Genomic DNA, 22842 nt, shown 5'->3' on the forward strand with positions numbered 1-22842 from the left:
ACAAATGTCACAGCCCGGTGACATAGCACCCGCGACCCAATGCACTGGCCATGCTGGGCGCCAAGGGTAGCGTCGGCAGCAAGACCGCTTGCCAGGCGTGGTACAGGTCCGGTTTGCCGCCCCAGATCTTGCTGCTGGGTTGGTTCTGCGGGCTGAGTTCGTGGTGCCAACTGCCGTGGATACGGTCGATGAAATGGGCGTCGCAAAACGCCCAAAAACGCCGATACCAGGTTTCGTAATGTGGATCGAAGGTGCGTTTCAACAGGGCCTGCGCGGCGGCGCTGGCTTCGGCGTGGGTCCAGTGCAGGCGTTCACGCACCACTGGGCGCTGGTTCCAGTCCAGGGTGTAAACGATGCCGGGCGCGCCATCCACGGCCCAGGCGTAGTCACAGGCGCTGGCGAACAGGCCCTTGGCGTCGGTCACCAGCCAGTCTGGCGTGGCCAGCCCGGCTTGCAGGCGTGCAGCCTCCAGCTGCAACACCAACCGCGCCCACTCGAAACCGTGGCCTGGGGTGATGCCATAGGGGCGGAAGCCGTCGGCGGGGTTGTCTTCGTTGTAACCGAACAAGGGTGTCCACTGGGCGTCGAAATGCTCGATCACCATGAACCGGTTGCTGGCGGCGTGGGTGTGGATCACGCGCTCGACGATGCGCAGCGCGCGGTCCAGCCAGCGTGTATCAGCGGTAACGTCGGCCAGGGCCAGGAACGCTTCCGTCGCGTGCATGTTGCTGTTGGCGCCGCGATAGGCTTCGAGACCGCTCCAGTCTTGGGCAAAGGATTCAAGCATGACGCCCTCCTCCTCGCTCCAGAAAAACTGCTCGATGATCTGGATCGCGTCGTTCAACAGGGCTTGTGCGCCGGGGGCGCCAGCGACCACCGCAGAACTGGCGGCCAGGGCGACAAAGGCGTGCAGGTAGGCAGCCTTGCCGGTATTGCCATCCACAGCGTGGGGCGCGGCGAACCAGCCACCGTGCGTGTTATCGCGTAGCGGGCCGCTGAGGGCGGCAACCCCGTGCTCGACCCGCTCGGCATACCCCGGCAACCCCATCGCGTGGGCCATGGCGAAGCTATGGGTCATGCGCGCGGTGTTCATGGTTTCGGCAATGGCATTGGCCGGCAACTGGCCGTTATCGTCCAGGTTGCCGAAACCGTCGGCCAGGCGCGAGGCCTTGGCGAATGACAGCAGGCGCTGGCCTTCGCTGGCGAGCCAGGCATGGTGGGCAGGTGCGTTCAGCCAACTGCCGGCAGGCAGTGGTTGGGTGGTCATGGCAGGCCCTTATTATTGTTGGGGGGATGACCGGAGTCTAAACAAGGGCGGCGCGAGGGCATGTAACGAAGGACAAGGGAAATGTCACCAGATGGTGACATTTCCCAAGACCTTTACTGACCGATCGGCGTGGCTGCGGCCGGCGAATTGAGGCGCTGGTTCAGGTTCTGCACCTGACTCTGCAAGGTGGTGATATTGCGGGTGGTCTGAATGCGGAACACGTCGAACTCTTTATTGGTCGGTGCGTCGCTATTGGCCGGCTGGTTGTCCTGCGCGCTCTTTAGCACCACCATGTCTTGTTCAAGACGGGCGATGGCGGCGCTCGGGCTGCCCTGTTTCTTCAGGGCAGCCACGTCAGCGACCAGATCCCTGATCTCGCTATCGCGCTTGGCGGCCTCCCCTTGCGCCGCCTTGAGGCCGGCCACAGCGTCGGTCAACGCTTGCACCTGGCCTTGCAACTTGGCGTTGGCGTTGGACAAGTCGGTGGTGCCGGCGGTCATTTGGGCCAGGCGCTTGTCCAGCTCGGTGGCCTGGCCGGCCACACCGACTTGCTGCTTGCCCTGCTCCAGCAACTGGGTTTCCAACTGCCTGATCTGCAGTTTCAGCGCTTCGCTGCCGTTGTTCACGCTGGCTTCACTGGCGACGAACTTGCCGGAAATATCCTGCAGGCGCCCTGCCGCTTCTTCGCTGATGCGCGCAAAACTTTCCTGTGTGGCAACCAGTTGCTGGCCCATCAGCGAAATCTGCTGGAAGCTCCACCAGGCCAGGCCGGCAAAGGCGATCAGCAGCGCGCCGACCAAGGCCCACAACGGGCCGGTACTGGCGCTTTTGACCTTGACCACGGGAGTGTTGCGCGAGCGCACGGAGGTGGCGGCGGTCGGCACGAAATCATCATCGTCCAAGGTGTCGGCCCGCAGGCTGGGAACATTGTCGAAATCGTCGTTGGCATCGTTGCGCATGAATCAACCCTGAATCGTGAAATGGCTACCTGGAAAGCCGGGCGACGGGAGTATAAACCGCTGTCCCGCCGCACTGATCGACCCGGAACGCTGAATTCGGTTCCCGATGTGTTGCCGCTTGTGAGCTTACTTCAGCCCCGGTTCCTGAGCTTTCCACCAGTGGCAGAACTCGTCGAGCGCGGTCCACAGGCTGACCTTGGGCTCATAGTCGAGATAATGCCTCGCGCGACTGATGTCGAGGGTGAAATCTTTGTTCATCACCTGCATGCCCAGACGCGACAACGCCGGTTCCGGGCGCCCGGGCCACAGCGCGCAGAATGCCTCGTTCAACGCCGCGACGCTGTAGGACAAACCGTAGGACCGATACCGTGTGACCTGAGGCAAATCCATCTGGCGCATCACGTAGTTCACCACATCCCACACCGGCACCGGGGTGCCGTTACTGATGTTGTAGGCTTTGCCCAACGCCGAGCCGGTGGCGAGCAAACTGCTGAGCAGCGCTTCATTAAGGTTGTGTACGCTGGTGAAATCGACCTTGTTCAGGCCGTCGCCGACGATGGCCAAGCGGTTCTTGCGCTGCATTTTCAGCAGGCGCGGGAAGATGCTCATGTCACCGGCGCCGGTGACAAAACGCGGACGCAGGGCCAGGACTTCGAGGCCGAATTCCTGGGCACCGAAGACCTTTTGCTCGGCCAGGTACTTGGTGGCGGCATAGGGATGCTTGAAGCGCTTGGGCACTTGGTCCTCGGTCAGCCCCAGGTGGTCGCGCCCGTCGAAGTAGATCGACGGCGAGGACAAGTGAACCAGGCGCCCAACCCGTTGCTTGAGGCAGGCTTCGACGACGTTTTCGGTCACCAGCACATTGCCTTGATGGAAATCCTGATAGCGCCCCCACAGCCCGACGGCGCCGGCGCAATGCACCACGGCTTCGACGTCGCGGCACAGTTCGCGCACCAGGTCGGCATCATTCAAATCACCCTGGATAAACTCGGCACCGCGCCGTACCAGGTGTTCCACACCCTCGGCGCGCCGCCCGTTGACCCGCACGTCCAGGCCCTGCTCCAGGGCGAAACGCGCAAAGCGCCCGCCGATGAAGCCGCTTGCGCCGGTGACCAGAATCTTCATGTGTTACTCCGTGTTCTTTCGTTTTTCATCGCTGTTGCCTTGACGCCCGCCATCAGTCCAACGGCACCAACCATTGACCACAGGCCTGAGCCAGATGGTCAGTCAACAAACCCAACAGTTGCCCGCCACTGCGCCAATGATGCCAGTACAGCGGCACATCGATGGGCTTATCTGGCAATAACTCGACCAATATGCCCCTTTGCAATTGGTCGCCGACCTGCAGTTCAGGCACCAGGCCCCAACCGAGTCCGGCTTCCGCCAAGCGGATAAACCCTTCGGACGAGGGGCACAAATGGTGCTCGAAACCGCCGTCCACCCCGAGCGCGGCCAGGTAGCGGTGTTGCAGGAAATCGTCCGGGCCGAATACCAAGGCCGGCGTGCGCGCCAGTTGATCGGCGCGCACACCGCTGGGGAAGTGCCGGGCGATAAACGCCGGGCTCGCCAGCGCCCGATAGCGCATCGCGCCCAGCAACAGGCTGCGCGCACCGGCCACCGGGCGTTCACTGGCGCAGATACAGGCCGCCACTTCACCGGCACGCATGCGCTTGAGGCCGACCGTCTGGTCTTCCACCACCAGGTCCAGCAGCAAATGCTGCTCGGCGCAAAAGTCGCTGACGGCCTCGGCCCACCACGTGGCGAGGCTGTCGGCATTCAACGCGATACGCAGGCGTTCGGGCATGCCTTCTTCATCCAGCGCCGGCACCTGGCTTTGCAAGTCGCGCTCCAGCAGCCGCACCTGTTGCACATGGTTGAGCAGCCGCCGGCCGATATCGGTGGGCGTCGGCGGTGTGGCCCGCACCAGCACCGGCTGGCCGATCCGAGCCTCCAGCAGCTTGATACGCTGGGAGATCGCCGATTGCGACAACCCCAGCACCTGGGCGCCGCGCTCGAAGCCGGCTTGTTCCACCACCGCCGCCAGGGCGGAGAGCAATTTATAGTCGAACATCAGTTTCTCTAATGGGCGATCAGCAATATTTGTTTTTCTTATACAGCCATGCCAGGGAAGATAGCCAGCATCGTTTCGGCCTGAGCAAGGATCTTCAACTATGTGGCAAAGCTATCTGAACGGCCTACTGGTCGCCTTGGGGCTGATCATGGCCATCGGCTCGCAGAATGCCTTTGTGCTGGCGCAAAGCCTGCGTCGTGAACACCACCTGCCGGTGGCGGCCCTGTGTGTCGTCTGCGATGCGCTGCTGGTGGCCGCCGGGGTATTCGGACTGGCGACGGTACTGGCGCAAAGCCCGATTCTGCTGGGGATTGCCCGCTGGGGCGGCGCCGCGTTCCTGCTGTGGTACGGCGCCTGCGCGCTGCGGCGGGCCTGTTCGAAACAGAGCCTGGACCAGGGCGACACCCTCAAGGTGCGCTCATTGCGCGCCGTGTTGCTCAGCGCGTTGGCGGTCACGCTGCTCAACCCCCACGTTTACTTGGACACGGTACTGCTGATTGGCTCGCTGGGCGCCCAACAGACCGAACCCGGCGCCTACGTGGCCGGCGCGGCCAGCGCTTCGTTCCTGTGGTTCGCCACGCTGGCGCTGGGCGCCGCCTGGCTGGCCCCGTGGCTGGCACGTCCGGCGACATGGCGTCTACTCGACCTTTTGGTGGCGGCAATGATGTTCAGCGTGGCTTATCAATTGATCAGCGCCCGATAGATATTCCAAAACGCTCTGGAACCTCTATCCCACACAGTTGTTGCGTGGTTTTGCCACACCCCGGGTGCTATGATCCGGACCCTGCGCCGCAAAGAGTACAAACTCCCCGGCGCTGGTTTGGCCGCCCGTGATCGGCCTTGCGCTCACCGCAACTGACCTGATTAGGAGAATCATCATGGCTTTCGAATTGCCGCCGCTGCCCTACGCACACGATGCCCTGCAGCCGCACATTTCCAAGGAAACCTTGGAATACCACCACGACAAGCATCACAACACCTACGTCGTGAACCTGAACAACCTGGTGCCTGGCACCGAGTTCGAAGGCAAGACCCTGGAAGAAATCGTCAAATCTTCTTCGGGCGGTATCTTCAACAACGCCGCTCAGGTCTGGAACCACACCTTCTACTGGAACTGCCTGGCGCCAAACGCCGGCGGTCAACCAACCGGCGCGCTGGCTGAAGCCATCAACGCTGCGTTCGGTTCGTTCGACAAGTTCAAAGAAGAATTCACCAAGACGTCCGTCGGCACCTTCGGTTCCGGTTGGGGCTGGCTGGTGAAAAAGGCTGACGGTTCCCTGGCCCTGGCCAGCACCATCGGCGCCGGCAACCCGCTGACCAGCGGCGACACCCCGCTGCTGACCTGCGACGTCTGGGAACACGCTTACTACATCGACTACCGCAACGCCCGTCCAAAGTATGTGGAAGCGTTCTGGAACCTGGTCAACTGGAAGTTCGTGGCTGAGCAGTTCGAAGGCAAGGCCTTCACTGCCTAAGCACCCCTTGCAGTAAAAAGAGCCCGGCGATTGCCGGGCTTTTTTGTGCGCGATGGAACCGAGCGGCCGGCACCCGCCACCCAGGCGGGGGAGGAATTCGCCTCTCACACCTGTCAGAGAAATAATCATGTCGATTGGAGCACTCGCAGCACTGCCTGTAGTCGGTGAAGTGGCCAAGGCCGCTGGAGACATCACCAAAGCGGTCGCACCGCTCGTTCAACCCTTCGCCGATGTGCTGGCCAAAGCCCTGGGGGACACCCTGGAATCTCAAAACAAACCCGTGAACTTTTCGAGCGCACAGGAGACTGCTAAACGCAAAGTGAACCTCGCAAGCGCCTAGTCATGGCACCACTGAACCGAGCAGGCGGACACAAATCCGCCTCGTCTCGCCTTGCTCCCGCGCCCATGTAACCCTTCCTCCCATATTCAAACCCGTGTTTGCCCTAATGTTCCTTTGACTGCCATCACCAGATTGCCAATACTCATGGCATATTGAAGGCCACCCGCATGAGACAAGGAATGCCCCTTTGAAGCTGGAACTCAAAAACAGCTTGTCGGTGAAGTTGCTACGGGTTGTGCTGCTGTCGGCATTGATCGTGGGCGTGGCGCTGAGCGTGGCGCAGATCGTTTTCGATGCCTACAAGACGCGCCAGGCCGTGGCCGATGATGCCCAGCGCATCCTCGACATGTTCCGCGACCCCTCGACCCAGGCCGTCTACAGCCTGGACCGCGAGATGGGCATGCAAGTGATCGAAGGTCTGTTTCAGGACAGCGCAGTGCGCATGGCCTCCATCGGCCATCCCAACGAAACCATGCTCGCGGAAAGAAGCCGCGCCTTGCAACAATCCTCCAGCCGCTGGTTGACCGACCTGATTCTCGGCCAGGAACGCACGTTCACCACCGCCCTGGTCGGCAAAGGCCCCTATAGCGAATATTACGGCGACCTGAGCATCACCCTTGATACGGCCACCTACGGCAAGAGTTTTATTGTCAGCTCGGTGATCATCTTTATTTCCGGCGTGCTGCGCGCGTTGGCCATGGGCCTGGTGCTGTACCTGGTGTATCACTGGCTGCTGACCAAGCCGCTGTCGCGGATTATCGAGCACCTGACGTCGATCAACCCCGACCGCCCCAGCGAACACAAGATCCCCCAGATCAAGGGCCACGAGCGCAATGAACTGGGGCTGTGGATCAATACGGCCAACCAGTTGCTCGAGTCCATCGAACGCAACACCCACCTGCGCCACGAGGCGGAATCCAGCCTGCTGCGCATGGCCCAGTACGATTTTCTCACCGGCCTGCCGAACCGCCAGAAACTGCAGGAGCAACTGGACAAGATCCTGATCGACGCCGGCCGCCGGCAACGTCGCGTGGCGGTGTTGTGCGTGGGCCTGGATGACTTCAAAAGCGTCAACGAGCAGTTCACCTACCAGGCCGGTGACAAACTGCTGCTGGCCCTGGCCGATCGTCTGCGCGCCCACAGCGGCCGCCTCGGCGCCCTCGCCCGCCTCGGCGGCGACCAGTTCGCCCTGGTGCAGGCCGACATCGACCAACCCTACGAAGCCGCCGAGCTGGCGCAAAGCATCCTCGATGATCTGGAAGCGGAGTTTGCCCTCGACAGTGAGCAGATCCGCCTGCGCGCCACCATCGGCATTACCTTGTTCCCGGAAGATGGCGACAGCACCGAAAAACTGCTGCAAAAAGCCGAACAGACCATGACGCTGGCCAAGAGCCGCTCGCGCAACCGTTACCAGTTCTATATCGCCAGCGTCGACAGCGAAATGCGCCGACGCCGCGAACTGGAAAAAGACCTGCGCGACGCCTTGAGCCGCAACCAGTTTTACCTGGTGTACCAGCCGCAGATCAGCTACCGCGACCACCGTGTGGTCGGCGTCGAGGCGCTGATCCGTTGGCAGCACCCGGAACACGGCCTGGTACCGCCAGACTTGTTTATCCCCCTGGCGGAGCAGAACGGCACCATCATTGCGATTGGTGAATGGGTGCTCGACCAGGCCTGCCGCCAATTGCGCGAATGGCATGACCAGGGCTTCACCGACTTGCGCATGGCCGTCAACCTGTCCACCGTGCAACTGCACCACACCGAATTGCCGCGGGTGGTGAATAACCTGATGCAGATCTATCGCTTGCCGCCGCGCAGCCTGGAACTGGAAGTGACCGAGACCGGCCTGATGGAAGACATCAGCACCGCCGCCCAGCACCTGCTGAGCCTGCGCCGCTCCGGGGCACTGATCGCCATCGATGACTTCGGCACCGGCTATTCATCGCTGAGCTATCTGAAAAGCCTGCCGCTGGACAAGATCAAGATCGACAAGAGCTTCGTACAAGATCTGCTCGACGATGACGACGACGCCACCATCGTGCGCGCGATTATCCAATTGGGTAAAAGCCTGGGCATGCAGGTGATCGCCGAAGGCGTGGAAACCGCGGAACAGGAGGCTTACATCATCTCCGAAGGCTGCCATGAAGGTCAGGGCTACCACTACAGCAAACCGTTGCCGGCACGGGAGTTGGCGGCGTATTTGAAGCAGGCCGAGCGCAATAACGCGGCGATTATCTGAAACGATAAAACGAGACTTCATATTTACCGCGCATTACCCCTTTACACAGAATGCAAATCCTTCGCATTATGTTGCAGTTTTGCGCGCGCCCACGCGCCCCATCAACAACCGAAGCAGGATGTTCACCATGATTCGTATGCCCCTGGCCACCGCCAGTCTGTTGGCCATTGCCATTTCTCTCGCCGGTTGCGGCGAAGGTAAAGACAAGGCCGCCGCGCCCCAGGCGCCGACCCCGGCCACCAGCACTGCCGCTCCAGCGGCTGCCACTTCCGCCGGTCAGGTCGACGAAGCCGCCGCGAAAGCCGTGGTCGCGCATTACGCTGACATGGTGTTCGCGGTGTACAGCGATGCCGAATCCACAGCGAAAACCCTGCAAACTGCGGTCGACACCTTCCTCGCCAATCCGAACGACGAGACCCTCAAAGCCGCCCGTACCGCCTGGGTCGCCGCCCGCGTGCCGTACCTGCAGAGCGAAGTGTTCCGCTTCGGCAACACCATCATCGACGACTGGGAAGGCCAAGTGAACGCCTGGCCCCTGGACGAAGGCCTGATCGACTACACCGACAAGTCCTACGAACACGCCCTGGGTAACCCAGGCGCCACGGCCAACATCATCGCCAACACCGAGATCCAGGTCGGCGAAGACAAGGTCGACGTCAAGGACATCACCCCGGAAAAACTCGCCAGCCTCAATGAGCTGGGCGGTTCCGAAGCCAACGTCGCCACCGGCTACCACGCCATCGAGTTCCTGCTGTGGGGCCAGGACCTGAACGGCACCGGCCCGGGCGCCGGCAACCGTCCTGCGTCGGACTACCTGACCGGCGACGGTGCCACCGGTGGCCACAACGAGCGCCGCCGCACTTATCTGCGCGCCGTGACTCAATTGCTGGTCAGCGACCTGGAAGAAATGGTCGGCAACTGGAAACCCAACGTCGAAGACAACTACCGCGCCACCCTGGAGGCCGAACCGGCCACCGACGGCCTGCGCAAAATGCTGTTCGGCATGGGCAGCCTGTCCCTCGGCGAACTGGCCGGTGAGCGCATGAAGGTTTCCCTGGAAGCCAACTCGCCGGAAGACGAGCAGGATTGCTTCAGCGACAACACCCATAACTCGCACTTCTACGACGCCAAGGGCATCCGCAACGTCTACCTGGGCGAATACACCCGCGTTGACGGCAACAAAATGACCGGTGCAAGCCTGTCGTCCCTGGTGGCCAAGGCCGACCCGGCTGCCGACGCCGCGTTGAAAGCGGACCTGGCGGCGACCGAAGCGAAGATCCAGGTCATGGTTGACCACGCCAACAAGGGTGAGCACTACGACCAACTGATCGCCGCGGGTAACGACGCGGGCAACCAGATCGTGCGCGATGCCATCGCCGCACTGGTCAAGCAGACCGGCTCGATCGAAACGGCTGCCGGCAAGCTGGGGATCAGCGACCTGAACCCGGATAGCGCCGATCACGAGTTCTGATCACGGCCGACATCCTAAGCGTCATCCAGAATGCCCCGACCTGCTCGGGGCATTTTTACATCGGCAGTCGAAGGCATCACACCCGAATGATAAAAATCTGCGGCGACGCGGCGGGCGTCGTCAATTGAATGCCGCCCATCAACGGCACAAGGTTATGACTGGCCTCAGCCTGCGTGACCAGTCTACGCGTCGGCTCATCCATCAAGCTCTGGTAGGGCGTAACCTGGGCGTCTGCGGCGATTCGATCCCCCACCACACGGCGCAATCGCAGCCAGTACAGCCTGACATCTCCAGGGCGCCTGAACAGCAACTCTCCGGGAAAGTCATAACCGCTCAGGACACCGTAGCGACAGCGGGTTACCACCTCACTCATCAAGGTTCTCAAGCGGCCGCCGGCGCCAGGCGGGAGCGCATTGAACAGCGACACCACGACGGGCTCCTGACGAAAGTCCAGACGGCGATAATGCCCCGGCGCATTCGGTAGCTGCCAACTGCCGTCGCTGAGTGTGCGGGTGGGTGGAAGTAACGAAAACGGATCGGCCAGTCCTGCGTATGTCATGGTCCGCCAAAACTGCCAGTCGCGCAGGGTGCGTATCAGCGAATGCTGGCCCACTTGGGTCAGGCCTCTCGGGTTGGCCCGATTGAACAGGGCCTGGGCGAGCTCCGCCTGACTGCGGGTGGTCAGCAGCGCGTAGGCCTCGCGCACATACATCGAGAGCGGTTTTTTCAAGGCAACCTCACTGGCGATCACCCACAGCCCGTCCCCGGTGGCGAACTTCACCTGTCGGGGCTGATTGTAGATGCCCGAACGCAGCAGGTTTTCCAGGTCCATGAAGTACGTGGCCGGTCGTGCAGGGTCGCGAATGAATACGTCATTGGGAGCCGCTGTATCCCGGGGCAAAATCGCGAAATAGCGCTGGTCCATCTTGATGTACTCTTGCCCCAGCCACTGCGGATCGCCTGCAATCCGCCGATAGATGCCGCGTGTCGCATCCACCACCTCAAGCTCGGCCTCGTCGAGGGTTCTGCCCCATTCAATGAATCGTTCGTTTGCAGGCCGCACGACGGGCGCCTCGGGGGCCGGGGTGCGGGGCGGCGCCAGTGGCGGTTCGACGGGCGCTGGCGGCCGGGTGATCACTGCGGGCACGTCCGGCAGATCGATGCCGTCCAGACGCAACTGAAACCGCAGGAGCGGCACGTTCAGATAGGGCTCAAAGGCCGCCGTGGAGAGCCTCAACCGCATGTTTTCGACCAGCGCCAGCCGGTATTCGATTTCGCGCCCCGCCGGGAAGTTGAACGACTCAAACACCCGCCTGGCCTGCACGTCATCCAGGCGCGGGTAGAGGTCCCTGAGGACGCGCTCCGGCGAGTTGCCCCCCTTGAGTCCGCCGACCGGATGAGAACCTATTTCCCACTGCCCCGCCGCACTTTGCCGGATCGGCGCGTAGTGGTATTGCGTCAGCTTGCGTGCGTCCCTGAGCCGCCAGGCGGCTTTGTCGCCGTCATCGAGGAGCGAATACCAACGCCCGCCGTCATTGAGGAAGTAGTGCTCGGCGCCCGCCGCGTTCGAGGCCGAGTGATACACGCCCTTGCCTTCCCATCCGGCCAACGGCAGCACGCCGTCGGGCTTTTTCCCCAGCGCCATCTCCGCCGGCAACGCCCTTGGCCTGGCGCCCGCCACGGGCGCACCGGCCCCGACCGCGCCGTCCACCAGCGCCCCGACCAGCTCGCCCAGCGACCGCACGAAATACTGCGCAGCGCCGGCACGGTCGCCAAGGTCCAACGCCTCGACGGCGTTGAACACCGAAAACAGGCTGCGCGCCAGGCCGATCGGCAACATGATCCTGACCGGCAGCACCATGGACAGAACGTCGAAGACCAGAGTCGCCACGCTCAGGCCGGTTTCGACGTTGACTTGCTGGGTACTCCTCGATTGCGCGGCGGCGTCGTTGATCACGAAGTTCGCTTCAACCTCGTAGGCCTCCTCGAAAAGGTCGTCGGCAATCCGGCTCATGCTCACCATCGACACGTCGCCGCGCCCCCTGAGCACGGCGCGGACCTGGGCTTCGAAGGCCCGCTCCACGCGCCCCAGCAGGTAGGCGCGCCAACTGCTGTTCATGACGAAGTCGGTCATCAGGCGGTCTTTGGCGTACTCGTGGAACACGCGACCGTCGGGCGCCTGGGGGGTGTACACCACGATCGAGCCGACCCCGGCGGAGGCCGAGGCGAACAGCAGTACCCCACGCACGCGCTGACCGCGCAGTTTCAAGTGCTGCACCAGAATCCGGTGGCCTTCGACACGCGCGCGCCGATCACTGTCGACGGGGGCGTCAAGCACCGCCTGCACCCAATTGAAGCCTCGGTTCAGACGGTCCGGGAGAAAGTCGCCGTTGATCTTGGCCTCGATGGCGTCGAGTCGCAGTTGCAGACGCATGACCTGAGCGTAGGTCTGCTTCAGTGCGAGCGCGCCGGGCGAGGTGATGAGGCGGTCTTTCAGAAAGGTGTCGTAGCTTTGTCCGACATTGACCGCGCGCACCAGGTCCTTGACCTGTTGCAGGGTCAGCCCGTCATAGGCCGGGGCCGGCGTCAGATCTTCCGGCAGCAAGGCTTCATCAGGCTGTTTGCGCGTGTTTTCACTCAGCCTGGAAAAGTGCGTGAAGTTAAAATCCAGCCCGCCGACATTCTCCAGCGCCAGTTCGCTCAGCGTGCGGCTTCGATGCCGGAACAACGGCGTGCCGGGCTCGCGCGGCGCCGGAGCAGGCGCGCCCGGAACCACGACAGTCGCAGGAACGAACGGCTCTTTGGTATGCACGCGGACCGTGTCGGGGTCGATGTCCAGTGCATAGTCAGCCTTGAGGCGGATGCGCAGCTGTTCGTTGGCGTATGCCAGCAGCGCCGGTTTATCGCTGAATTGCGCCAACGACGGCAACCCCTCGGCGTCCGGCAGGCTCGCCAGCAGGTCGCAGTAGTCCGTCATCGCGACCCGCCACGCGTCTTTATCGGCAAGGGAGGCATCATGCAGAAAGGTCCTGATCTGCGCCTGCCCGCGCTTGATCTCGCGCCCCCATAACACCCCGCTGGCACTGAAGAGCCGACCGGGGTCCGTCACCCGGTCCAGCACCTGCGGCAACTCGGCCATCTCGATGGGGTCGACCGGTGACGAGTAGTGGGAAAGGGTTGAGGTGAAGTTGTCGAGCATCAACCGGCATTGCGCCTCGACGCTAGCCTCGAACGGCGAACCGAGCTGTTCATGGTAGACCACCTGCCCCGTGGCCTTGAGCTGACGATGCAGGGCCAAGCCTTGCGCCTGGTCGGCCACGGCCAGGCCATCGAGCACCGCGGCGAATTCGACGGGGTGGTTCAAACGCCGGTGCAACTCCTGATCCAGGCTGGCCAGGGAGTCAAACGCTTCAAGGCCGGAGTCCGGCAGAAACAGCAATACCGTGCCGACGTTCATGCTCGGGTCCACGGGCCGCACCCGGGCCGGCGTGATCTCCTCCTGCGCCCTCACCACGGCTTGTTCCGGGTCTCTGGCGGTCAGCACAAAGGCGCCGCGCAAGGTCAGATCCGCCGCGCCGGTCGCGCCCTTGAGGGCTACCTCGTAGACACATGGCCGGTCGGCGCGCAGTGCTTGTCGTGCCTGGGCTTGCGGGTGACGCAGCACCAGGGCGAACAGGTCCTGGTCGGCGGGGCTGAGCAGGCGATCGGCAGCGAGTAGCGCCACTTCGGCTTTCAGCAGTTCGATACGGGTGTACACCAACCATTGTTTCTGCGTGCGCGCATCCGTCAGGCTGCGCGCACGCGTCCAGAAGGCTTGCACAAAAGCGCTGTAATAAGCGGTCAGCCCAGCGGCCAGGCGGTCGAGGAATTTATCCAGCCCGGCCGGGGTGATACCGCTCAAGGGCAGCAACGCTTCGCCAGTCGCCGGCAGCCGCAGCAGAGTCGCCATGCGCTTCGCATAACTCGCAGGCTGGCCAGCGACGATACGTTGCACCACCGCCTCGAACAACGTGGGCAGCAACTCGGTCTCGGTGGACGGTAGCGCTGCCGAGGTCGCTGGCGGGATGGTCGTCGCGGGCAGTCGGATGAAGGCCTGACGCACATCGAGGCTGGGCGTCACGGTCGGGAATGCTTGCTCGAACTCATGCTGCACGAACGAATGGAACGTCGGTGGTGACTGAAACTGCTCGGCGATCTGGCGATCGAGCGCCATTAACTGTTCGCGCAACGCGACCTGTTGCGGTGCGTCCTTGACACTTGGCGGTGCAGATAACAATGAATCAGACGGCATGGTGGCCTCTCGAATAGGAAACAGACCGGCCCATCGTGCCGTAGCGCCCCCTGAACCATGCGCTACATAGCTACGCGCCGCAGATCGGCGCCCAAGGTTTACATGCCCGGCACCCCAGGTAGAATGGCGCCTTTCCCCTGTGACCCGAGCAGACTTCATGGCGTTGCCGACCCTTCGCATCATTGGTTTCATCATCGGCATCTTCCTGATCACCCTCGCGATCGCCATGGTCGTGCCCATGGCCATCCTGGTGCTCTTCGAACGCACCAGCGACCTGCCGTCGTTCCTGTGGGCCAGCCTGATGACCTTTATCGCCGGCCTGGCCCTGGTGATTCCGGGTCGCCCGGAACATATCCACCTGCGCCCCCGGGACATGTACCTGCTGACGGTGAGCAGTTGGGTGGTGGTGTGCATCTTCGCCGCGCTGCCGTTTTTCCTGACCCAGAACATCAGCTACACCGACTCGTTTTTTGAAAGCATGTCTGGCATCACCGCCACCGGTTCCACGGTGTTGAGCGGGCTGGACACCCTGTCGCCCGGCATTTTGATGTGGCGTTCGCTGCTGCACTGGCTCGGCGGTATCGGTTTTATCGGCATGGCGGTGGCGATCCTGCCGCTGCTGCGCATTGGTGGCATGCGCCTGTTCCAGACCGAGTCCTCGGACCGTTCGGAAAAGGTCATGCCGCGCTCGCACATGGTGGCGCGGCTGATCGTGGCGGCGTATGTGGGCATCACCATCCTCGGCAGCCTGGCGTTCTGGTGGGCCGGGATGGGCTTGTTCGATGCGATCAACCATGCGATGTCGGCGATTTCCACCGGTGGGTTTTCCACCTCCGATGAGTCCCTGGCGCACTGGAAACAACCGGCGGTGCATTGGGTGGCGGTGGTGGTGATGATCCTCGGCAGCCTGCCGTTCACCCTGTATGTCGCCACCTTGCGCGGCAACCGTCGGGCGTTGATCAAGGATCAGCAGGTGCAGGGTTTGCTCGCATTACTGCTGGTGACCTGGCTGGTACTCGGCACCTGGTATTGGTGGACCACCAACCTGCATTGGCTGGATGCGCTGCGCCATGTGGCGCTGAACGTGACGTCGGTGGTGACGACGACCGGTTTTGCACTTGGGGACTACAGCCTGTGGGGCAACTTCTCACTGATGCTGTTTTTCTACCTGGGCTTTATCGGCGGTTGCTCGGGTTCAACGGCCGGCGGGATCAAGATCTTCCGCTTCCAGGTCGCCTATATCCTGCTCAAGGCCAACTTGAACCAACTGATTCACCCGCGCGCGGTGATCAAGCAGAAGTACAACGGCCACCGCCTCGACGAAGAGATCGTGCGTTCGATCCTGACGTTCTCGTTTTTCTTCGCCATCACCATCAGCATGATCGCGCTGGCCTTGTCGCTGCTCGGCCTGGACTGGATGACCGCGCTGACCGGCGCCGCCAGCACGGTGTCCGGTGTCGGCCCGGGCCTGGGCGAAACCATCGGCCCGGCCGGCAACTTCGCCAGCCTGCCGGATGCGGCCAAGTGGATTCTGTCGCTGGGCATGCTGCTGGGCCGGCTGGAAATCATTACAGTCTTTGTTCTGTGCATCCCGGCGTTCTGGCGTCACTGACCGTCGACACCTCCAGCAACCGCGCGCGGTACTCGCCGGGCGTGGCATCGAACCAGCGGCGGAAGGCGCGGAAGAAGTTGCTCGGGTCGGCAAAGCCCAACAGGTAGGCGATCTCCAGCAGGCTCATGCCCGGCTGCGCCAGGTATTGCTCGGCCAGTTCGCGACGGGTGTCGTCCAGCAGCGTCTGGAAACTGGTGCCCTCTTCCTGCAGACGCCGCTGCAAGGTGCGCTGAGACAGGTGCAGGGTCTGGGCCACCACTTCACGCTTGGGTTCGCCTTGGGGCAACAGGCGGCACAGCACCTGCCGCGCCTTGTGGGTCACGCGGTTTTCGGAGAAGCGCGCCAGGTATTCACCGGCAAACCGATCGTGCAACAGCGCCATCGCCTCGTTGGCCGTGGGCAGCGGCGCATCCATATCGGCGCGCTCGAAAATCAGTGCGTCATACACCGCGTTGAATTCCAACGGCGCATGAAACGCATGTTTGTAGGGCGCGAGATCGACGGGTTGCTCACCTTGCAGCAGCACCTTACGCGGATGCAGGGTACGCCCGGTCAGCCAACCACACAGCGCCAGCGCGCAGGCCAGCGAGGCTTCGGCGCTCTGCCGGGTGGGCGGCAGGTGATCGCCATGCACCGTCAGAATCAGCGCATAGCCTTCGGGTAATAGTCGGAAACTCAGGTCAGCGCTTTCGGCGATGATCCGCTGGTAGCGCACCAGCCGCATAAAACCTTCCGCCAATGTGTTGCTGGACATCAGCGCATAACCGGCCACATGAAACGATGCCGGGCGCACCACTTTGCCCATGTTCAGGCCAATCGCGGGGTTGCCCGACAGTTCCACGGCGCGTTGCCAGAGCCGAGTCATGGAGTCTTGCGGAAAACGGGCATCGGGATCGTCGAGGGCGGCATAGTCCAGACCCAGTTGTTTGAACAACACCTGGCAATCCAGACCGTCCATTTCCAGTGACTTGACTATCCCCATCACCCAGCTTGCAGAAGTTGTTCGTTCGCTCATGGCGTCTTCTTAATAAAGCAGGCTGAAACAGCAGCCAGAAAGCCAAGGATACTAAAGTGGCATCTAATGTCACTGGCTGTTACCACTGATCACTCTAGACTCAAATAAGCTCCCCGCCGAACAACTGTTCGACGGCATAACAATCAAAGGGCCAGCTGCCGTGGAAAACATCAAGCGATTCAATAGCTTCGCCGAGTTTTACCCGTACTACCTGAAGGAACATGGCAACAGCACCTGCCGGCGCCTGCACTTTATCGGCACCACGCTGGTGATTGGGCTTTTGGCGTATGCCCTGGGCAAAGGCGCTCTCGGCCTGCTGCTCGCGGTGCCCATCGCCGGCTACGGCTTTGCCTGGGTGGGTCACTTCTTCTTCGAAAAGAACCGCCCGGCGACCTTTCAGCATCCGTTCTACAGCCTGCTGGGGGATTTCGTGATGTACCGCGACATGATCCTGGGGAAGGTGCCGTTCTAGCGGTGTGACGTCTTGTCACTTGCGCTTGAACGCTGAAGGTTTGTCCATTCGTCGATATAAAAGTCTTTTTGTCATTTACAGTGCTGTATCCTGCCAAGGCTTTTTGAGAGCGCGGAATCACCTGCGATTGAAAAAAACAGACTTTGCAAGGAGCGACGACGATGCACGAGATACCTAATCTCCCCTTCCCAAGCCTGCACCCAACAGAGCAGCACGCACCGCAGCAGGCCAGCGCCAAGCAGCCTGAGGCCAAAGAAGCAAAACCAGTCGACCGCAAAAGCCAGGACTGACGCCGTAGCAGACCGTGTGGAAAGCGCAGCTTTGAGCGCTTTCCACACTGCCTGAATTTGCCGAGATACCCGCCATGACCGATAACCACCCCGATCGCCCCGACACCGCCGTACTCGACACTGCCCTGCAGATGGTCGACGTTTGGAACCGCCTCAGCGCGGACAAACAAGCCATCCTGCTCAAGCGCTTCGGCACCCAGGAAAACGCCTTGGCCGCCCTGGTCACCACGCAATTGCTCGCCCCTGCCCGGTCCTGACGCCGTTTAGATTGGCGCTTTGGTTTTTTACTGCCCTGCGCGGGCCAAAGCATCGGTATGATTAGCAGCCTATCTTTACCTGCTGCGACAGTGGACCCTTCCCATGCCAGATACACAGCGCCCCATGGCGGTCACGCTGCAAGTTGTTTCCATCGTGCTGTTCACCTTTATCGGCTACCTGAATATCGGCATTCCCCTGGCCGTGTTGCCGGGCTATGTCCACAGTGAACTGGGCTTTGGCGCGGTGATCGCCGGGCTGGTGATCAGTGTGCAATACCTGGCCACCCTGCTGAGCCGCCCGTATGCCGGGCGCATCATCGATAACCTGGGCAGCAAGCGCGCTGTGCTGATCGGCCTGGCGGGCTGCGGCCTGAGTGGGGTGTTCATGTTGCTCGCGGCGTGGTTTTCCAGCCTGCCGGCGCTGAGCCTGGGCAGCCTGCTCATCGGTCGCCTGGTGCTCGGCAGTGCTGAAAGCCTGGTGGGGTCCGGCGCCATCGGCTGGGGCATTGGCCGGGTGGGTGCGGCGAACACGGCGAAGGTCATTTCGTGGAACGGCATCGCCAGCTATGGCGCCCTGGCAGTCGGCGCGCCGTTGGGGGTGCTGCTGGTCAGTCACCTCGGTTTGTGGAGCATGGGCGTGAGTATCCTGCTGCTGGCGGCGGTGGGCCTGCTGCTGGCGTGGCGTAAAGAGCCGGCACCGATTGTTGCCGGGGTGCGCCTGCCCTTCATGAACGTGCTGGGCCGGGTACTGCCCCATGGTTGCGCACTGGCGCTGGGCTCCATCGGTTTTGGCACCATCGCCACCTTCATCACTCTGTACTACACCACCCAGCATTGGGATAACGCGGTGTGGGCACTGAGCCTGTTCGGCGCCAGTTTTATCGGCGCGCGCCTGCTGTTTGGCAATTTGATCAACCGTATCGGCGGCTTTCGCGTGGCCATTGCCTGCCTGTCGGTGGAGGTGCTTGGCCTGCTGTTGCTGTGGCTGGCGCCGGATGCCCAGTTGGCACTGGCGGGCGCGGCGTTGAGCGGCTTTGGCTTTTCCCTGGTGTTTCCGGCGCTGGGGGTAGAGGCGGTCAATCTGGTGCCTGCATCCAGCCGGGGTTCGGCGGTGGGTGCGTACTCGCTGTTTATCGACTTGTCGCTGGGGATCACCGGCCCGCTGGCCGGGGCCGTGGCGGCCGGCTTTGGCTTTGCGTCGATTTTCCTGTTCGCCGCCCTCGCCGCCTTGGGCGGGTTGCTGCTGAGTGTCTACCTGTACCGGCAAGCGCCCAAGGCCCGCAAGGCGCGCGACGCCTAGAAGTCGACCTTGCCGCGCCCGGCCTTGATGCTGCCGCGCTTGGTCTTGGATTCCAGGCGGCGTTTCTTCGAGCCCAGGGTCGGTTTGGTCGGACGGCGTTTCTTCTCCACCTTGGTGGCGCTGAGGATCAGCTCGACCAAGCGTTCCAGCGCATCGGCGCGGTTCTGTTCCTGGGTGCGGTATTGCTGGGCCTTGAGCACCAGCACGCCTTCGCTGGTGATCCGACTGTCGCGCAGCGCCAGCAAACGCTCCTTGTAGAATTCCGGCAACGACGAGGCCGGAATATCAAAGCGCAGATGCACCGCGCTCGACACCTTGTTGACGTTCTGCCCGCCGGCGCCCTGGGCGCGAATGGCGGTCAGCTCGATCTCGGCGTCAGGCAGGTGCACGTTGTTGGAAATCACCAGCATGAGCAACGGGTTCCTCTAAGGGGAGCCCAAGGATACGCGAATGCGCCCCGCCCATCCCTTCAAACAACAAACCCGGCACAGGGCCGGGTTTGCTCGACAGCATCGAACGGTTACTCCACCGCCGGCACTACCGTCGCCGGGCGCTGATCCGCATTGCGCTTGTTCTTGATCCAGTAACACAACCCCATGAACGCCACCCACACCGGGATCGCATACACCGAGACCTGAATCCCCGGGATCATCAACATGATCACCAGGATAAACGCCACGAACGCCAGGCACAGGTAATTGCCATACGGATACCACAGCGCCTTGAACAACGGCACCTGGCCGGTGCGGTTCATGTGCTGGCGGAACTTGAAGTGGGAGAAGCTGATCATCGCCCAGTTGATCACCAGCGTAGCCACCACGAGCGACATCAACAGTTCCAGTGCATGTTGCGGGATCAGGTAATTCATCAGCACCGCCACCAGGGTGATCGCCGCCGAGACGAGGATCGAACGCACCGGCACGCCGCGTTTGTCGATCTTCGCCAACGCCCGCGGCGCGTCGCCCTGCTCGGCCATGCCCAGCAGCATGCGGCTGTTGCAGTAGGTGCCGCTGTTGTACACCGACAGCGCGGCGGTCAGTACCACAAAGTTGAGGATATGCGCGGCGGTGTTGCTGCCGAGCATCGAGAACACCTGCACGAACGGGCTACCGCTGTAGGCATCGCCGGATGCGTTGAGGGAGACCAACAGGCTGTCCCACGGCGTCAGCGACAACAGCACCACCAGGGCGCCGATGTAGAAGATCAGGATGCGGTAGATCACCTGGTTGATCGCCTTGGGGATCACGGTGCGTGGCTGGTCGGCTTCGGCCGCGGTAAAGCCGAGCATTTCCAGGCCGCCGAAGGAGAACATGATGAGCGCCATGGCCATCACCAACCCGCCCACGCCGTGGGGGAAGAAGCCGCCGTGTGCCCACAGGTTGCTCACCGAGGCTTGCGGGCCGCCGCTGCCGCTGACCAGCAGGTAGCTGCCCAGGGCGATCATGCCGACGATGGCCACCACCTTGATGATGGCAAACCAGAATTCGGCCTCGCCGAAGACTTTGACGTTGGCCAGGTTGATCAGGTTGATCAACACGAAAAACGCCGCCGCCGACACCCAGGTCGGGATCTCCGGCCACCAGTAATGCACGTATTTGCCGACAGCCGTCAGCTCCGACATACCCACCAGGATGTACAGAATCCAGCAGTTCCAGCCCGACAGGAAGCCAGCGAAACCGCCCCAGTATTTGTGGGCAAAGTGACTGAAGGAACCGGCCACCGGCTCTTCGACGATCATTTCGCCGAGCTGGCGCATGATCATGAAGGCGATAAAGCCGCAGATGGCATAGCCCAGGATCATCGACGGGCCGGCGGATTTGAGCACCCCGGCCGAGCCCAGGAACAGGCCGGTGCCGATGGCGCCACCGAGGGCGATCAACTGGATATGACGGTTTTTCAGGCCACGTTTCAGTTCGCCTGAAGAGGAATCGGGTCCACTCATGAAAAGGCTCTCACGCAAGGTTTGATGATGTTGAATGCAGGTTGCTGCCTTGATGTGCGACTCAAGCAGCGCCGCTCAAACCCCAGCGCAGGCACCAGGAATACAGCGTCGTTCTAACGGTCATGCGTCACCTGTTTGTTTTTATCTGTGACGAAATCGAACCCGTCTGGCTCGTGGCCAGGCGGAGTGATCAGGGTGGATAAACCCTGAGGTCTTGGCCTTTTGCGTGGTTACGCAAGGGGGTCACAGTAAAACGCGGCGCATTGTACACCGCTCGACCGCTTGCGGACGGCCCTGGCGAGCATCCGCGACAATCTGTCAGGTATTCCTTACAGCGCGGTGCCGGCCCGATACCGCAGGCATTTTGCGTAAATCAATCGTTACAGCGCGGAAAATCGGCGTTACACCCAGCCAGTATCTGTCAGCTCACAAAAATTGGCGGTAGGACATATCCGAACACTCGCCTGCCCCAGTGCGCTGTTTTGCATGGGGAAAAAATCGCGCACCAAAACAGAACAAAAAATCCAAATGAGACCGTGTCAATAAATTTTTTGCATTCCGAAACACTCTCACCTAGGTTCTTTCACTTGCCCAGCGAAGCCCGCGGGCAAGCCGTTCTCAAACAACGTCCTCTAGGAGATACACCATGCAAGCACTGGAAAACGACCTGGAAACCGAACTGCAACTCGACGATTGGTTTGAAGCGCCGACCCATGAGGCCGCCGTTGAAATGATGCAAGCCGATGCCGTCGTGCCCTTTGGCACGGCGATGTGGCCTTTCTAATCCCCGGCAGGCATCCGGCAGGTGCAGTGCGCTGCACCTGCCCCCTTACCCAAGGCACAGAAGGACACTCGTCATGGACAAGGCCCGCGCCGTCGAACACTTTCTCTACTACCTCGCCCACCACCCGGCCCTCAGCGGCTTGAGCTGTCCGACCGTGCTGTTGGGCCATACCGAACGCTACGAGGCCATTGCCCAGGCGATCACCCACAGCAGTGCCGCGCGCTTCAACCTCCAGGTGCAGCGCCTGGACCTGGCCCCCAGCGCCGCCCTGGCCGAGGCCATCGACACCTGCGACCTGTACCTGTTTTTCTACGACGCCTCGACCCTGCCCAACCCCCGCGCCGAAGGCCCGGACTTTATCCACGCCTTGCACGGCGTAATGGCCGAGCACTGGAAGAAATCCCTGCTGTTCAAGGACTACGGCGACTATTTCTACGACACCTTCAGCGTCGAGCCACAACGCATCGCCGACCTCAACGCCACGCTGATCCGGCGCATGTCCCAGGCCACGCTGCTGAGCTTTACCGACCGGCACGGCTCACGCCTGCAAGCGCCGCTGAGCAGCATCAGGAAGTGGACCAATATCAACGGCATCGGCAACCACGACCTGGCCCCCGGCGAGATCGCCACCCACAGCGAGGCCATCAGTGGCCAGGTGCGGTTTGTCGGCACCTTCCTCAGCACCATCCCCTTCGCGCGCAAATATGGCGTGCTGCAATCACCGCTGGAGCTGTGGATCGAAAACTCGACCATCTGCAGCGTCGCCAGTGAAATCCCCGGGCTGGCGGACGACTTCAACAAGTACCTGAACGCCAACCCATCGAACCGCCGCGTGGAGGAACTGGGGATCGGTACCAATGAAGGGGTCAAGGCTCTGTATGCGCGCAACGCCGGGTTCGAAGAACGCCACTGCGGCTTGCACCTTGGGTTGGGTGGCGGGCAGAAAGGCAGCCATCATCTGGATTTGATCTTCGCCAGCGGGGTGTTGGCGCTGGATGACAAGCCGGTGTTCGATGGCACCTTTGCGTTCTGATCAAATCCAAAAAAAAACGCCAAC

General features: G+C 62.0%; 19 protein-coding genes. 11 read left to right on the forward strand and 8 right to left on the reverse strand.

Translation table 11 applies throughout. From position 1 onward, the window contains the following. Positions 1-7: 7 nt before the first annotated feature. The 4 genes from U5A08_RS23200 to U5A08_RS23215 form a co-directional block, all read right to left on the reverse strand. Positions 8-1267, reverse strand: coding sequence for a D-mannose isomerase (locus tag U5A08_RS23200; RefSeq protein WP_321848789.1), 1260 nt, complete (start codon positions 1265-1267; stop codon positions 8-10). Positions 1268-1380: 113 nt separating this feature from the next. Beyond that, on the reverse strand, positions 1381-2226 hold the full coding sequence (locus U5A08_RS23205; protein WP_253398393.1) for an ATPase: 846 nt from the start codon (positions 2224-2226) through the stop codon (positions 1381-1383). Between the two features lie 126 nt (positions 2227-2352). Next, complete coding sequence (locus tag U5A08_RS23210) at positions 2353-3351, reverse strand: NAD-dependent epimerase/dehydratase family protein (RefSeq protein WP_253398395.1); 999 nt, start codon at positions 3349-3351, stop codon at positions 2353-2355. 52 nt (positions 3352-3403) lie between these two features. Further along, entirely contained in the window at positions 3404-4297 is an 894-nt protein-coding gene (locus tag U5A08_RS23215) for a LysR family transcriptional regulator ArgP (protein ID WP_253398396.1), read from the reverse strand. Between the two features lie 100 nt (positions 4298-4397). Between U5A08_RS23215 and U5A08_RS23220 the strand changes: the two genes are divergently transcribed. The 5 genes from U5A08_RS23220 to U5A08_RS23240 all read left to right on the forward strand — a co-directional run bounded on the left by U5A08_RS23220 (position 4398) and on the right by U5A08_RS23240 (position 9822). Next, the gene (locus U5A08_RS23220) at positions 4398-5000 is read left to right on the forward strand and encodes a LysE/ArgO family amino acid transporter (RefSeq protein ID WP_253398398.1); all 603 of its coding nucleotides are present in this window, start codon (positions 4398-4400) and stop codon (positions 4998-5000) included. Between the two features lie 175 nt (positions 5001-5175). Beyond that, complete coding sequence (locus U5A08_RS23225) at positions 5176-5772, forward strand: superoxide dismutase (RefSeq protein WP_017847176.1); 597 nt, start codon at positions 5176-5178, stop codon at positions 5770-5772. 127 nt (positions 5773-5899) lie between these two features. Then, positions 5900-6112, forward strand: a complete 213-nt coding sequence (locus U5A08_RS23230) for a hypothetical protein (protein ID WP_321848792.1) — start codon at positions 5900-5902, stop codon at positions 6110-6112. A gap of 187 nt (positions 6113-6299) precedes the next feature. Further along, the gene (locus tag U5A08_RS23235; RefSeq protein ID WP_253398407.1) at positions 6300-8351 is read left to right on the forward strand and encodes a putative bifunctional diguanylate cyclase/phosphodiesterase; all 2052 of its coding nucleotides are present in this window, start codon (positions 6300-6302) and stop codon (positions 8349-8351) included. Positions 8352-8478: 127 nt separating this feature from the next. Continuing rightward, positions 8479-9822: an imelysin family protein gene (locus tag U5A08_RS23240; RefSeq protein ID WP_321848793.1), complete on the forward strand. Its 1344-nt coding sequence runs from the start codon at positions 8479-8481 to the stop codon at positions 9820-9822. Between the two features lie 76 nt (positions 9823-9898). Here the strand turns inward: U5A08_RS23240 and U5A08_RS23245 are convergent, their stop codons facing one another. Next, positions 9899-14113 (reverse strand): dermonecrotic toxin domain-containing protein, encoded by a 4215-nt coding sequence (locus U5A08_RS23245; protein WP_321848794.1) that lies wholly within the window; start codon positions 14111-14113, stop codon positions 9899-9901. Between the two features lie 157 nt (positions 14114-14270). Here U5A08_RS23245 and U5A08_RS23250 point away from each other — a divergent pair, with 157 nt between their 5' ends. After that, positions 14271-15725 carry a TrkH family potassium uptake protein gene (locus tag U5A08_RS23250; protein WP_253400434.1) on the forward strand — a complete coding sequence of 485 codons (1455 nt, stop codon included), beginning with the start codon at positions 14271-14273 and terminating at the stop codon, positions 15723-15725. Here U5A08_RS23250 and U5A08_RS23255 read toward each other — a convergent pair. Beyond that, positions 15682-16740, reverse strand: coding sequence for an AraC family transcriptional regulator (locus tag U5A08_RS23255; RefSeq protein ID WP_253398413.1), 1059 nt, complete (start codon positions 16738-16740; stop codon positions 15682-15684). The two genes, U5A08_RS23250 and U5A08_RS23255, sit on opposite strands and share 44 nt — an antisense overlap. A gap of 160 nt (positions 16741-16900) precedes the next feature. On the opposite strand from U5A08_RS23255, the gene U5A08_RS23260 reads away from it, so the two are divergent. From U5A08_RS23260 to U5A08_RS23270, 3 genes are all read left to right on the forward strand, one after another. Further along, the gene (locus U5A08_RS23260) at positions 16901-17212 is read left to right on the forward strand and encodes an Mpo1-like protein (RefSeq protein WP_247403333.1); all 312 of its coding nucleotides are present in this window, start codon (positions 16901-16903) and stop codon (positions 17210-17212) included. Positions 17213-17576: 364 nt separating this feature from the next. Next, positions 17577-17759: a hypothetical protein gene (locus tag U5A08_RS23265; RefSeq protein WP_247403331.1), complete on the forward strand. Its 183-nt coding sequence runs from the start codon at positions 17577-17579 to the stop codon at positions 17757-17759. Positions 17760-17862: 103 nt separating this feature from the next. Continuing rightward, entirely contained in the window at positions 17863-19059 is a 1197-nt protein-coding gene (locus U5A08_RS23270; protein WP_253398415.1) for an MFS transporter, read from the forward strand. On the opposite strand, the gene arfB is transcribed toward U5A08_RS23270, so the two are convergent. Then, positions 19056-19469, reverse strand: a complete 414-nt coding sequence (arfB, locus tag U5A08_RS23275; protein WP_016975416.1) for an alternative ribosome rescue aminoacyl-tRNA hydrolase ArfB — start codon at positions 19467-19469, stop codon at positions 19056-19058. The two genes, U5A08_RS23270 and arfB, sit on opposite strands and share 4 nt — an antisense overlap. Positions 19470-19579: 110 nt before the next feature. Beyond that, a complete protein-coding gene (locus U5A08_RS23280; protein ID WP_321848796.1) occupies positions 19580-21001 on the reverse strand; it encodes an amino acid permease in 1422 nt (473 codons plus the stop codon). A gap of 646 nt (positions 21002-21647) precedes the next feature. Here U5A08_RS23280 and U5A08_RS23285 point away from each other — a divergent pair. Both U5A08_RS23285 and U5A08_RS23290 read left to right on the forward strand, forming a co-directional pair. Then, complete coding sequence (locus U5A08_RS23285; protein WP_003175756.1) at positions 21648-21785, forward strand: hypothetical protein; 138 nt, start codon at positions 21648-21650, stop codon at positions 21783-21785. 73 nt (positions 21786-21858) lie between these two features. Continuing rightward, positions 21859-22818, forward strand: a complete 960-nt coding sequence (locus U5A08_RS23290; RefSeq protein ID WP_321848798.1) for a CgnE/CgnB domain-containing protein — start codon at positions 21859-21861, stop codon at positions 22816-22818. Positions 22819-22842: the final 24 nt, after the last annotated feature.

It is taken from the genome of Pseudomonas paraveronii (genome assembly GCF_963681955.1).
GTDB classification, from domain to species: Bacteria; Pseudomonadota; Gammaproteobacteria; order Pseudomonadales; family Pseudomonadaceae; genus Aquipseudomonas; species Aquipseudomonas paraveronii.

Excerpts from the sequence above, each read along its gene's own strand:
- U5A08_RS23225 (WP_017847176.1), top strand. The coding sequence starts at position 5,176 with ATGGCTTTCGAATTGCCGCCGCTGCCCTACGCACACGATGCCCTGCAG.
- U5A08_RS23255 (WP_253398413.1), bottom strand. The coding sequence starts at position 16,740 with ATGAGCGAACGAACAACTTCTGCAAGCTGGGTGATGGGGATAGTCAAG.
- U5A08_RS23250 (WP_253400434.1), top strand. The coding sequence starts at position 14,271 with ATGGCGTTGCCGACCCTTCGCATCATTGGTTTCATCATCGGCATCTTC.
- U5A08_RS23270 (WP_253398415.1), top strand. The coding sequence starts at position 17,863 with ATGCCAGATACACAGCGCCCCATGGCGGTCACGCTGCAAGTTGTTTCC.
- U5A08_RS23230 (WP_321848792.1), top strand. The coding sequence starts at position 5,900 with ATGTCGATTGGAGCACTCGCAGCACTGCCTGTAGTCGGTGAAGTGGCC.
- U5A08_RS23205 (WP_253398393.1), bottom strand. The coding sequence starts at position 2,226 with ATGCGCAACGATGCCAACGACGATTTCGACAATGTTCCCAGCCTGCGG.
- U5A08_RS23200 (WP_321848789.1), bottom strand. The coding sequence starts at position 1,267 with ATGACCACCCAACCACTGCCTGCCGGCAGTTGGCTGAACGCACCTGCC.
- U5A08_RS23240 (WP_321848793.1), top strand. The coding sequence starts at position 8,479 with ATGATTCGTATGCCCCTGGCCACCGCCAGTCTGTTGGCCATTGCCATT.
- U5A08_RS23265 (WP_247403331.1), top strand. The coding sequence starts at position 17,577 with ATGACCGATAACCACCCCGATCGCCCCGACACCGCCGTACTCGACACT.
- U5A08_RS23280 (WP_321848796.1), bottom strand. The coding sequence starts at position 21,001 with ATGAGTGGACCCGATTCCTCTTCAGGCGAACTGAAACGTGGCCTGAAA.
- U5A08_RS23210 (WP_253398395.1), bottom strand. The coding sequence starts at position 3,351 with ATGAAGATTCTGGTCACCGGCGCAAGCGGCTTCATCGGCGGGCGCTTT.
- arfB (WP_016975416.1), bottom strand. The coding sequence starts at position 19,469 with ATGCTGGTGATTTCCAACAACGTGCACCTGCCTGACGCCGAGATCGAG.
- U5A08_RS23245 (WP_321848794.1), bottom strand. The coding sequence starts at position 14,113 with ATGCCGTCTGATTCATTGTTATCTGCACCGCCAAGTGTCAAGGACGCA.
- U5A08_RS23220 (WP_253398398.1), top strand. The coding sequence starts at position 4,398 with ATGTGGCAAAGCTATCTGAACGGCCTACTGGTCGCCTTGGGGCTGATC.
- U5A08_RS23285 (WP_003175756.1), top strand. The coding sequence starts at position 21,648 with ATGCAAGCACTGGAAAACGACCTGGAAACCGAACTGCAACTCGACGAT.
- U5A08_RS23215 (WP_253398396.1), bottom strand. The coding sequence starts at position 4,297 with ATGTTCGACTATAAATTGCTCTCCGCCCTGGCGGCGGTGGTGGAACAA.
- U5A08_RS23290 (WP_321848798.1), top strand. The coding sequence starts at position 21,859 with ATGGACAAGGCCCGCGCCGTCGAACACTTTCTCTACTACCTCGCCCAC.